Origin of the sequence: Xanthobacter autotrophicus, from assembly GCF_029991245.1 — a bacterium.
GTDB classification, from domain to species: Bacteria; Pseudomonadota; Alphaproteobacteria; order Rhizobiales; family Xanthobacteraceae; genus Xanthobacter; species Xanthobacter autotrophicus_C.
The window spans coordinates 155,049-166,034 of the sequence record NZ_JAIVFO010000001.1 but is presented as its reverse complement, the minus strand read 5'-3'; the positions used below and the strand labels follow the sequence as shown (position 1 = coordinate 166,034).

9 protein-coding genes are annotated in these 10,986 nt (G+C 68.3%); 4 read left to right on the top strand and 5 right to left on the bottom strand.

The window, feature by feature from the left end; genetic code table 11:
• Window positions 1-130 precede the first annotated feature (130 nt).
• The 4 genes from K9U41_RS00700 to K9U41_RS00685 all read right to left on the bottom strand — a co-directional run bounded on the left by K9U41_RS00700 (window position 131) and on the right by K9U41_RS00685 (window position 4,090).
• Window positions 131-2,095, bottom strand: a complete 1,965-nt coding sequence (locus K9U41_RS00700; protein ID WP_432715705.1) for an amidohydrolase — start codon at window positions 2,093-2,095, stop codon at window positions 131-133.
• A gap of 13 nt (window positions 2,096-2,108) precedes the next feature.
• Window positions 2,109-2,420, bottom strand: a complete 312-nt coding sequence (locus K9U41_RS00695) for a XapX domain-containing protein (protein ID WP_282638914.1) — start codon at window positions 2,418-2,420, stop codon at window positions 2,109-2,111.
• A 51-nt stretch (window positions 2,421-2,471) separates the two neighbouring features.
• Window positions 2,472-3,308 (bottom strand): alpha/beta fold hydrolase, encoded by an 837-nt coding sequence (locus tag K9U41_RS00690; RefSeq protein WP_282638923.1) that lies wholly within the window; start codon window positions 3,306-3,308, stop codon window positions 2,472-2,474.
• A 158-nt stretch (window positions 3,309-3,466) separates the two neighbouring features.
• Complete coding sequence (locus K9U41_RS00685) at window positions 3,467-4,090, bottom strand: hydrolase (RefSeq protein ID WP_282638922.1); 624 nt, start codon at window positions 4,088-4,090, stop codon at window positions 3,467-3,469.
• Between the two features lie 87 nt (window positions 4,091-4,177).
• Here K9U41_RS00685 and K9U41_RS00680 point away from each other — a divergent pair, with 87 nt between their 5' ends.
• The gene (locus tag K9U41_RS00680; protein ID WP_282638913.1) at window positions 4,178-4,567 is read left to right on the top strand and encodes a winged helix-turn-helix transcriptional regulator; all 390 of its coding nucleotides are present in this window, start codon (window positions 4,178-4,180) and stop codon (window positions 4,565-4,567) included.
• A 421-nt stretch (window positions 4,568-4,988) separates the two neighbouring features.
• On the opposite strand, the gene K9U41_RS00675 is transcribed toward K9U41_RS00680, so the two are convergent.
• A complete protein-coding gene (locus K9U41_RS00675) occupies window positions 4,989-5,912 on the bottom strand; it encodes a helix-turn-helix transcriptional regulator (RefSeq protein ID WP_282638912.1) in 924 nt (307 codons plus the stop codon).
• Between the two features lie 571 nt (window positions 5,913-6,483).
• Between K9U41_RS00675 and K9U41_RS00670 the strand changes: the two genes are divergently transcribed.
• The 3 genes from K9U41_RS00670 to K9U41_RS00660 are packed head-to-tail and all read left to right on the top strand — an operon-like array spanning window position 6,484 to window position 10,984.
• A complete protein-coding gene (locus K9U41_RS00670; protein WP_282638911.1) occupies window positions 6,484-7,317 on the top strand; it encodes an FAD binding domain-containing protein in 834 nt (277 codons plus the stop codon).
• A complete protein-coding gene (locus K9U41_RS00665; protein ID WP_282638910.1) occupies window positions 7,314-10,049 on the top strand; it encodes a molybdopterin-dependent oxidoreductase in 2,736 nt (911 codons plus the stop codon). Before K9U41_RS00670 ends, K9U41_RS00665 begins: the two co-directional genes overlap by 4 nt.
• The gene (locus K9U41_RS00660; RefSeq protein ID WP_282638909.1) at window positions 10,046-10,984 is read left to right on the top strand and encodes an antibiotic biosynthesis monooxygenase; all 939 of its coding nucleotides are present in this window, start codon (window positions 10,046-10,048) and stop codon (window positions 10,982-10,984) included. The genes K9U41_RS00665 and K9U41_RS00660 overlap by 4 nt, the downstream gene beginning before the upstream one ends.
• Window positions 10,985-10,986: the final 2 nt, after the last annotated feature.

Genomic DNA, 10,986 nt, shown 5'->3' with positions numbered 1-10,986 from the left:
CTCCCCAACCCTCCCCCGCAAGCGGGAGAGGGGGCGCAGCGGCGGTTCCGACCGCCGTCAGGCCCGGCCTCGTTCCGGCCACGACACCGGTGGAAATGATCGGCGGGGCACGATCGTTGCCCCCTCCCCATCAGAACGCCCAGCAGGCGCAGCCGAGCGCCCCCCAGAACGAGCGTTCGTCGGAAGCCGGCACCTGCGTCGCCAGCGCGCCGGCATGGGCGTGGCCGTGGATGCCGCAGGCGGTGGCGCAGCCGCAGGCGGCGGCGAAGGCGTATTTGCGCTCGCCGGTTTCCGCCCGCTTCTGGTAGCCGCCGAAGGTGCGCACCGGCGACCAGTCGGGCATGGGCGGCGGCAGGTCGGGCGCGAGGGTCCTGAACTCGCCGTCGCCATGCACCGGCGTGCCGCCCAGGAGCGTGAGCACGCTGGTGATGTCCTGGATCTTGTCCTCGGACACGGAGAAATAATCGTCCGAGAGCACCGCGAGGTCGGCAAGCTGGCCGGCCTTCACCTGCCCCTTCTTGTCGGGCTCGGAGGAGAACCAGGTGTTGGCCTGCGTCCACAGCCGCAGTGCGCTCTCGCGGTCGAGCAGGTTGGACGGCGGGTAGAGGGAGAGGCCGCCCAGGGTCCGGCCCGTCACCAGCCAGGACAGGGACACCCAGGGATTGTAGGAGGCGACGCGGGTGGCGTCGGTGCCGGCGCCCACCGGAATGCCGGCCTCCAGCATGCGGCGGATGGGCGGGGAGCGCTCCGCCTTGCCAGCGCCGTAGCGCTCCACGAAATATTCGCCCTGGAACGCCATGCGGTGCTGCACGGCGATGCCGCCCCCGAGCGCCGCGATGCGGTCGATGTTGCGGTCGGTGATGGTCTCGGCGTGGTCGAAGAACCAGTTGAGGCCCTTCAAGGGCACGTCCTTGTTGACCTTCTCGAACACGTCGAGGGCGCGCGAGATGGTCTCGTCATAGGTGGCGTGCAGCCGCCACGGCCAGCGGTTCTCCGCGAGCAGGCGGATGACCGGTTCAAGGTCGCCCTCCATGTTGGGCGCCATGTCGGGCCGCGCCACCTGGAAGTCCTCGAAGTCGGCGGCGGAATAGACCAGCATCTCGCCGGCGCCGTTGTTGCGGTAGAGGTCGTCGCCCTGGCCGGGCTTCACCTGCTTCGACCAGCCGGAGAAGTCGGCCAGCTCCTGCTTCGGCTTCTGGGTGAAGAGATTGTAGGCGATGCGTACGGAAAGCTGGCCGTCGCGATGCAGCTCCTCGATCACCGCATAGTCGTCCGGATAATTCTGGAAGCCGCCGCCGGCGTCGATGACGCTGGTGACGCCCAGCCGGTTCACCTCGCGCATGAAATGGCGGGTGGAATTCTTCTGGTATTCGGCCGGCAGCTTCGGGCCCTTGGCCAGCGTCGAATAAAGGATGGTGGCGTTGGGCTGGGCCAGCAGCAGGCCGGTGGGGTTGCCGGCCGCATCGCGCACGATCTCGCCGCCGGGCGGGTTGGGCGTGTCCTTGGTGTAGCCCACCACGCGCAGCGCGGCCGCATTGAGCAAGGCGCGGTCGTAGAGGTGGAGGATGAACACCGGCGTGTCCGGCGCGGCGGCGTTCAGCTCCTCCAGCGTGGGCAGGCGCTTTTCGGCGAACTGGTGCTCGGTGAAGCCGCCCACCACCCGCACCCATTGCGGCGGCGGGGTCACGGCCACCTGTTTCCGGAGCATTTCCATGGCGTGGTCGAGGGAGCGCACCCCGTCCCAGCGCAGCTCCATATTGTAGTTCAGCCCGCCCCGGATGATGTGCATGTGGCTGTCGATGAGGCCGGGAATGATCCGCCGTCCGCCCGCGTCGATGATCTTGGTGGTGGTTCCGGCATGGCGCATGGCGTCGGCGGTGGTGCCGGCGAACAGGATGCGCCCGCCCTTCACCGCCACCGCCTCGGCCTGCGGATTGGTGCGGTCGAGGGTGGTGACCTTGCCGTTGAAGAGGATGAGGTCGGCGGTCTCGCTCATGGTCTGCGCCTTCGGGGAAGTGGGGACAAGGCCGGCGGCGGCCATGAGCCCCGCGGCGGCGATGAACTGGCGGCGATCGGGCCGTTTTTGGTCAGGCATGGTGCTGCTCCGCTCAGGAACCGGGAGGGGTGTGGGGCGGGGTGTCTCTGAGAGGCGTGTCTTGCGGTGACCGTTCCACTGCTGCGCTCTGCCGGCCCGGCAACTGGCCGAGCACATGGTCGGAGCAGTCGGCAAGGCCGATGGCGGCGCGCAGGCTGTCGCCGGCGAGGAGGTTCTTCGCCACGGGCACGATCTGCTCGCCGATGAGGATGCCCAGCAGCCCCACCAGCGCCACCACCGGCGGCGCCGGCGAGCGCACGTTGATGAGGCTGTAGACGATGCCGACCAGCAGGCCGGCGCCCAGCGAGGCGAGATAGAGCTTCATGCGGTTTGCGCCCAGGGAGGTGCGGCGCCGGCCGGGCCGGCGCCGCCGGGATCAGGCCTTGATGAAGGCGAGCAGGTCGGCGTTGATCACGTCGTGGTTGACGGTGAGCATGCCGTGCGAGAATCCCGGATAGGTCTTCAGCGTGCCGTGCTTCAGCAGCTTGATGGACTTCAGCGCGGCGTCGGCGATGGGCACGATCTGGTCGTCCTCGCCATGCAGCACCAGCGTCGGCACCGTGATCGCCTTCAGGTCCTCGGTCTGGTCGGTCTCGGAGAAGGCCTTGATGCCATCGTAGTGGGCCTTGGCGCTGCCCATCATGCCCTGCCGCCACCAGTTCTGGATCACGCCGGGCGAGACCTTCGCGCCTTCGCGGTTGAAGCCGTAGAAGGGGCCCGTGGGCACATCCAGGAAGAACTGGGCGCGGTTGTCCGCGGTGGCCTTGCGGAAGCCGTCGAACACCTCGATGGGCAGGCCTTCCGGATTGGCCGCGGTCTTCAGCATCAGCGGCGGCACAGCGCTGACCAGGACCGCCTTGGCGACGCGGCCGGCGGGCTGGCCGTGCCTGGCCACATAGCGCGCGACCTCGCCGCCGCCGGTGGAATGGCCGATATGGACGGCGTTCTTCAGGTTGAGGTGCTCGACCACCGCGAAGGCGTCGGCGGCATAATGGTCCATGTCGTGGCCGTCGCTGACCTGGGTGGAGCGGCCGTGGCCGCGCCGGTCGTGGGCCACCACGCGATAGCCGTGCTGCACGAAGAACAGCAGCTGGGTGTCCCAGTCGTCAGACGACAACGGCCAGCCGTGGTGGAAGACGATGGGCTGGGCGTCCTTGGGACCCCAATCCTTGTAAAAGATCTCGACGCCGTCTTTTGTGGTGACGAAAGGCATGGCTGTGGCTCCTTTGGTCGTGTCTGAAGTGGCGGCCGCGGCGGGCAGGGGCAGGCCGAGGGCGGCCGCGAGCGCCGCGCCGGCGCCGAGTTCAAGGGCGGTGCGGCGCGTGAGGCCGCCGGCCGGGGCGCCGGGGGCCGACGAGGTATTTTCCATGCTCAGTGGCCTTCGGAGGCGCCGAACATGGTCTTGGCGTAGATGATGCCGAGGCCGTAGGCGCCGCCGAATTTCTTGGCGATGCCGGTGGTCATGTCGTAGGTGCCGGTGCGGGCCCAGTCGCGCTGCAGTTCTAGCAGGTATTGCAGCGAGGTCATGGGCCGGGCGCCGGCCTGGATCATCCGCTGCATGGCGCGCTCGTGGGCCTCGTCGGAGACATCGCCGCAGGCATCGGCGATGACATACACTTCGAAGCCCTGCTCGATGGCCGAGAGCGCCGGGCCGACGATGCAGACGCCGGTCCACAGGCCCGACAGCACGATGCGGTTCTTGCCGATGGCGTTCACTTTGGCGATGACGGCCTCATCCTCCCAGGTGTTCATGGAGGTGCGGTCGAGCAGCTTTTCGCCAGGAAAGGCCTCGGTGATCTCGGCGAACATGGGGCCGGAGAAGCTCTTCTCCGCCACCGTGGTGAGGATGGTGGAGACGCCGAAACCGGCCGCCGCATGGGCGACGAGGGCGGCATTATTGCGCAGGTTCACGGCGTCGATGGACTTGGTCGCGAACGACATCTGCGACTGGAAGTCGATCATGATCAGGGTGTGGTCGTTGGGAGACAACAACATCCCGCCGGGGGCAGCGACGGCATTTGACACGGGGAAATCTCCTGCTGTGATGGTGGGGATTGACAGGGTGGGCGGGAACCTAGCGCCATGGCGGCGCGGCGACCATTAGTTACCTCCGAGATACTGGTTTCATCCATGGACGACGAAACAGAACGCAAGAAGATCGGCCTCGGGCATTGCCCGGCCGAGCACTTCCTCAAGTTCATGGCCCAGGAATGGATGGGCCATGTCATTGCCGCGCTCGCGCGCAACGGCACGCTGCGGTTCGGTCAATTGCGCCGGGCGCTTCCCGGTGCCATCTCCGCGCGCGTTTTGTCGGCGCGGCTCAAGGATCTTGAATCGGCCGGCTATGTGACGCGCCGCGAACGCGAAGGCCGGGTGCGGCACGTGGAATATGCCTTGACCGAGCAAGGCCACGCGGTGGATGCCGCGCTGGCCCGCAACGAGGCCTTCGGCGTGCCGGAGGTCCGGCTTTAGGGCGTTTTCAAGCGAAGTGGGTGCCAGTTCGCGTGAAGAAAGCGCGTCAACGCACTACCCGAGAGCGATTGCCGTGAGCCGGGGCGAACGGGACACGCTCTAACCTCAAGAAAGAGAACGCGTTGTCCGATCAGCTTGCGATGCAAGCGGATCGGCGCGTGCTCCAGAATTCGCAAAAGTCCGCAGCGGGGGATGCGTCGGCGTGTGGTGGCCCGGTTGGGGCTGGGGTCCCACGGTCTCGATCATGGCTTCGACCTCCGGCTGGCTTGGGAGGAAGTATCACCCCGGACCGGCGATGCGTCTTGAAGGAAAGTCGGTGTCTTTGAACAATCGCACTGCAACGAACCGGCTTGCCCTCAAGCGCGCCGGCAAACCTTGCGCGCCAGCCGGGTCTGGTGGCCCATCGCAGGGTACGCCGATGTCAGCGGCCGCGCCGCCAGGCGCCGGGCGTTGATCCAGTGAGGCGGGCGAAGGTGCGGGTCATGTGGCTCTGGTCGGAAAAGCCGCATTGGATCGCCACGTCCGCCAGCGACAGGCCCGACCGCGTGAGCAACGCGCGGGCCCGCTCCACGCGCCGGGCGAGAAGCCATTGATAGGGCGTGGTGCCGGTGGCCTGCCGGAAGGCGCGAATGAAATAGCTGCGCGAGACATCGCAGGCGGACGCGATATCGCCAATCAGCACCGTGCCGTCCATGCCGGCCACCAGAAGCTCCTGGGCGCGCCGCACCTGCAGGTCCGAAAGGCCGCCGCCGCGCTCGGCGCGCACGGGGGCACCATGATAGCGGGAGACCAGGTGCGTCTGCATGGCGCACGCCACCTGCTCCACAAACAGCTTGCTGGCGGTCGCCGGATGCGCAAGCGCCGGCAGCAGAGCGCGGCCGAGGTGGGCGAGCACCGGGTCGGTTGCTCCGGGCGTGGCGGAAAGGCCGTCCGCGAGGGGAACACCACCTTCTGCGCAGGTTCGGTGGAGCGCGGCCTGGGAGACCTCCAGCAGGAGAAATTCGAATCCGGTCTCGATATCGGCCCGATAGTCGTCGGCAAACGGGCGGATGTAGCAGCTGTCCGCCGCGAAATCGTAGGAAACCGAGCGGTTGCCGGTGAAGATTCGCCGCCGGTGGCCGCCGGAGAGGGACAGGCCGACGAGCACGCCCCGGTCGCTCGGCCCCGTCTCCACCCGGCTCAGCTCGCTGCCGTCGTGGGACTTGCGATAGATCACGAAACCGTGACCGTTCAGTTCCTGTCCATCGCAGAGCGCCGCCAGCGAGCAGCCGAGGCTGTCCCGTCCGGCGGCGGCTCCTGGTGCGGCGGCCTGGTGTTCCGCAGCGTCTGACCGAGCGCCATTCATGCCGGTATCAGACCTCCCTGTGGGCCCGCTGGCAAGGGTCATGCTGACACGCCCTCGAATGGGCGGTAACCGCAGGCGCGCCGGCACGGGCCTTGCGGACGCGTCCGATGCGCCGCACCAGGATGTCGGGCGCAACGCGGGCGCAGGTGCTCTCAAGCCGGACCCCGCCTCTTCTTCGCCGTTGGTGATGATCGCCAGACGCCCCTTGGCTGCAACTGGGAGGGCGTGGTACCGTTGAAATAGAATAAAAATCAACTCCGGCTCTTCAAATGCCGGAGGGGCGGGGAAAGCATAATATTCTGCAAGCGAAGTGGATGGTTGTGATGCACGCGGGCGCATCAGTTTGATTTGTATTTTTACTTTCTTGAAGATCTATATCCAATGTGTAAAATTCTCATTTATTTTCAATAATGTCATTTATATTCTCGTTTTTGGAATGTATTGAGCATCGAGATGCGTGGTTGAGGTTGTGGGTGATGTTCGAGAATGCGAGCCCGCGGCTTGCGCCTCACAACCTCCGCCCCCGATTTTCTGCGTGACCCATCCTGCGGCGGCCAAGGCGGAAAGACGAATGGATCTGAACACGGTGCGGCAGGTCAAGTCGCCCTCCAGCGTTGACGATATCGCCGATTGGCCCGCGGGCCACGCCTGGCTGTCCGGCGGCACCTGGCTCATGTCCGAGCCGCAGCCCGGCATCGACACGCTGGTGGATCTCTTCGGCCTCGACTGGCCGGCGCTGGTGGCGTCGGAGGAGGGGCTTGAGATTGCGGCCACAGCCACCATCGGCGCCCTTGCCGATTTTTCCGCCCCGCCGGACTGGACCGCAGCCCCCCTGCTGCGGGCCTGCGCCCATGCCCTGCTCATGTCGTTCAAGGTGGCTGATGTGGCCACCGTGGGCGGCAACATCTGCATGTCCCTGCCGGCCGGCGCCATGGTCTCCCTCACCGTGGCGCTGGAGGCCACCTATGTGCTGTGGCCCCGCGCGGGCGCGCCGCGCACGGTGGGGGCGGCGGAGTTCGTCACCGGCAACCATGCCAATGTGCTCGGGTCCGGCGAATTGCTGCGCGCCATCCATATTCCGGCAGCGGCCCTGAAGCGGCGCTTCGCCCTGCGCCGGGCGTCGCTGACCAAGCTCGGCCGCTCGGCGGCGCTGCTGATCGGCACTTGCGGGCCGCAGGGGGACCTCGTCCTGACCATCACCGCCGCGACGCCGCGCCCGGTGCAATTGCGCTTCGCGGCGATGCCGGGCGCGGAAGAGCTTCAGGCCGCGCTCGCGGCGGCGATCCCGGCCGACGGCTGGTTCGATGATGTCAACGGCACGCCCGCCTACAAGCGCCATCTCACCGTGCATTTCGCCGAAGAGATCCGGGCCGAACTTGCAGCAGAATCCGGGGGCACGGCGTGACCTACAGCATCGACGGGCGGACCGTTTCCGCCGAGCCGCGTCCCGGCCAGTGCCTGCGGACCTTCCTGCGCGAGAGCGGCGCGCTGGGGGTGAAGAAGGGCTGCGACGCGGGGGATTGCGGCGCCTGCACCGTGTGGCTCGACGGGCGCCCGGTGCATTCCTGCCTCATGCCCGCCTTCCGGGCCAAGGGGCGGCAGGTCACCACCGTGCAGGGGCTGGCGTCGGGCCATAACCTGCACCCGGTGCAGCAGGCTTTCCTGGAGGCGCAGGCGTTCCAGTGCGGCTTCTGCGCCGCCGGCATGATCATGACGGTGGCGGCCCTCGATGAGGCCCAGCGCGCCGACCTGCCGCGGGCGCTGAAGGGCAACCTGTGCCGCTGCACCGGCTATCGGTCCATCGCCGACGCGGTCCACGGCATCGCCGCCATCGAGCAGGATTTGGCGGGCGCGGCCTGCGGCGCCAGCCTGCCCAATCCGTTCAGCGCCGGCATCGTCACCGGCCATGCCCGCTACACCATGGACGTGGACGCCGCCGACCCCGCGCTCCAGAGCCTGCTGCACCTGAAGGTGCTGCGCTCGCCCCACGCCCATGCGCGCATCCTCCGCATCGACAAGGCGAAGGCGCTGGCCATCCCCGGCGTGGTGGCGGTGTTCACCCATGAGGACGTGCCGAAGAAGCTCTTCAGCAGCGCCACCCACGAAGACCATCTGGTCGATCCCGACGACACCCTCATCCTCGACGAGGTGGCCCGCTTCGTCGGCCAGCGCATCGCCGCCGTGGTGGCGGACACCGAGGGCGCGGCCGAGGCCGGCTGCCGGGCGCTGGAGGTGGAGTACGAGATCCTGCCCGCCGTGTTCGATCCGGCCCTAGCCATGGCACCGGACGCGCCGCTGCTGCATCCGGGCAATGACGGTCTCGCCGGAGGGCCGCGGGGCAATGTCTTCCTCGCCATCACGGGCGAGGTGGGCAGCGTCGCCGAGGGTTTCGCAGCCGCGTCCGTGGTCCATGAGCAGACCTATTCCACCTCCCGCGTGCAGCACGCGCATCTGGAAACCCACGGCTCCATCGCGTGGCGGGATGGGGACGGGCGCATCCATGTGCGCACCTCCACCCAGGCGCCGTTCATCACCCACCGGAAGCTCTGCTATCTGTTCGGCATCTTCCCCCACGACCTGCATGTGTTCACCGAGCGGGTGGGCGGCGGCTTCGGCGGCAAGCAGGAGATGCTCACCGAGGATCTGTGCGTGTTTGCCACGCTCAATCTCGGCCGCCCGGTGAAATGGGAGTTCACCCGGCCGGAGGAATTCCTCGGCGCCACCACCCGCCACCAGATGACCACGCGGGTGAAGATCGGCGCCACGGCGGATGGAACCCTGACGGCGCTGGAGGTGCATGTGGTGTCCAACACCGGCGCCTATGGCGGCCATGGCGGGGAGACGCTGGCGGCGGCGCTGGGCAGCCCGCTCGCCGCCTATCGCTGCCCCGCCAAGAAAGCGGAGGGCCATGCGGTCTATACCAATGTGATCCCCGGCGGCGGCTTTCGCGGCTATGGCGCCTCGCAGACCTCGTTCGCCATCGAATGCGCTTTGGATGACCTCGCCGCAAAGCTCGGCATCGACCCCTTCGCCATCCGCCGCCGGAACATGATCCGGCCGGACGACGTGATCCAGTCGGTGTGGGCCGAGCCGAGCGACGTGGCCTTCGGCAGCTATGGGCTGGACCAGTGCCTCGACCTCGTGGAAGCGGAGCTGGCCGGCGGCGGGGGCGAGGCGAGACCCGAGGGCGACTGGGCGGAAGGCACCGGCGTGGCGCTGGCCGTTCTGGAGGCCGGGCCGCCCACCGAGCATCGCTCCGGCGGCGAGATGCGGCTGCTGGCGGACGGCACCTATCACCTCGCCGTGGGCTCCACCGAGATGGGCAACGGCTCGGTCACCGCCCATCGCCAGATCGCGGCCGCGGTGCTGGGCACGCGGGCGGACGCCATCGCCATCATCAATGCCGACACCGACCGCGCGCCCTACGACACCGGCACCTTCGCCAGCACCGGCACGGTGGTGGCCGGGCAGGCGGTGGAGCTGACGGCGCGGGCGCTGGCGGCGGAGATCATCTCCTATGCGGCGCGGCGCACCAATACGTCGCCGGAGGACTGGCGGCTTTCGGCCGACGCGGTGGAGAGCTCCACCGCGCGCATCCCGCTCGCGGAGCTTTACCGGCTCGCCGGCGCCGAGGGCCATCGCCTGGAGGCGAAGCGAAAAGCCTATCTCTCGCCGCGCACCATCGGCTTCAACGTGCAGGGGGTGCGGCTTGCCGTGCATCGCGTGACGGGGGAGATCCGCATCCTCCACAGCGTGCATGCCGCCGACATCGGCCGCCTCATCAACCCGCTGCAATGCCGGGGGCAGATCGAGGGGGCGGTGGCCATGGGGCTGGGCTGGGCGCTCACCGAGCACATGGTGCATGACGCGCAGGGCAATGTGGTGAATGCGGCGCTGCGCAACTACCACATCCCCGCCTTCGCCGACACGCCGCGCACCACCGTGCTGTTCGCCGACACCCACGACACCATCGGCCCGCTGGGCGCCAAGGCCCAGGGGGAATGCGCCATCAACGCGGTGGCGCCGGCGGTGGCCAATGCGCTGGCCCATGCCACCGGCGTGCGCTTCGCCCACCTGCCCTTCACCCCCGACCGCATCTTCGACCGGCTCGGCGGACCTGTGAGCAGACCGTTATGAGCGGGGCGCCGGAAGGCTCGGTCACCATCGTCACGCAGACGCGGGTGCTGAAGGGCCACGATCACGCCTTCGCCGACTGGCAGGAGGAGACCAGGCGCGTCATCACCGGCTTTCCCGGCTTCATCGAGCAGTCCGTGGCGCCCCCCGCGCCGCCGGCGCAGGTGGACTGGGTGATCCTCCAGCGCTTCACCAGCACCGAGCATGCGGTGGGCTGGCTGAAGTCGCCGGAGCGCCTTGCGCGCATCTCCGGCGTGCAGCAGATGCTGGCGGGGCGGGACGATGTGCACCTGGTGCGCGATGGCGCCGCCGGGGTGTTGCCCTCGCCGGTGTCGGTGGTCATCTCCACCCGGCTGAAAAGCGGGCAGGAGGCGGCCTATCGCGCCTGGGAGCAGCGCATGACCGCGCTGCAGAGCCGTGCCCCCGGCTTCGAGGGCTACCGGCTGGAGGCGCCCATTCCCGGCGTGCAGGAGGATTTTCTGGCGATCCTGCGCTTCGATACCCAGGCGCATCTGGAATCCTGGCTCGGCTCGTCCCAGCGCGCGGCCATGCTGGAGGAGGCGCGGGCCTTCATCGACGAGTTCCACACCCGCACCGTGCGCACCGGCTTCGAGCAATGGTTCTCCGCGCCCAAGGGCAAGCCGCCGGCGCCGTGGAAGCAGAACATGCTGGTTCTGCTCATGCTCTACCCGGTGGTGTTCCTGTTCGGCCATCTGGTGCAGGTGCCGCTGCTGATGGACCGGGCGGGGCTGCCGTTCGCGGTGGCGCTGTTCATCGGCAACGGAGCCAGCGTGCTGATGCTCACCCGCCTCGTGCCCTGGGCCAGCCGCCGCTTCGACTGGTGGGTGCAGGCGGCATCGCCGCGCACCAATGCGCTGGGTGCCGGCATCATCCTCGCCCTCTACGCCGCCATGATCGCTGCCTTCGTGCGGCTCTGAGG

What these genes read in the sequence shown, in the direction of transcription:
- K9U41_RS00690 (WP_282638923.1), bottom strand. Translation starts at nt 3,308, where the DNA reads ATGCCTTTCGTCACCACAAAAGACGGCGTCGAGATCTTTTACAAGGAT.
- K9U41_RS00675 (WP_282638912.1), bottom strand. Translation starts at nt 5,912, where the DNA reads ATGAATGGCGCTCGGTCAGACGCTGCGGAACACCAGGCCGCCGCACCA.
- K9U41_RS00685 (WP_282638922.1), bottom strand. Translation starts at nt 4,090, where the DNA reads ATGTTGTTGTCTCCCAACGACCACACCCTGATCATGATCGACTTCCAG.
- K9U41_RS00700 (WP_432715705.1), bottom strand. Translation starts at nt 2,095, where the DNA reads ATGCCTGACCAAAAACGGCCCGATCGCCGCCAGTTCATCGCCGCCGCG.
- K9U41_RS00695 (WP_282638914.1), bottom strand. Translation starts at nt 2,420, where the DNA reads ATGAAGCTCTATCTCGCCTCGCTGGGCGCCGGCCTGCTGGTCGGCATC.
- K9U41_RS00660 (WP_282638909.1), top strand. Translation starts at nt 10,046, where the DNA reads ATGAGCGGGGCGCCGGAAGGCTCGGTCACCATCGTCACGCAGACGCGG.
- K9U41_RS00670 (WP_282638911.1), top strand. Translation starts at nt 6,484, where the DNA reads ATGGATCTGAACACGGTGCGGCAGGTCAAGTCGCCCTCCAGCGTTGAC.
- K9U41_RS00680 (WP_282638913.1), top strand. Translation starts at nt 4,178, where the DNA reads ATGGCGGCGCGGCGACCATTAGTTACCTCCGAGATACTGGTTTCATCC.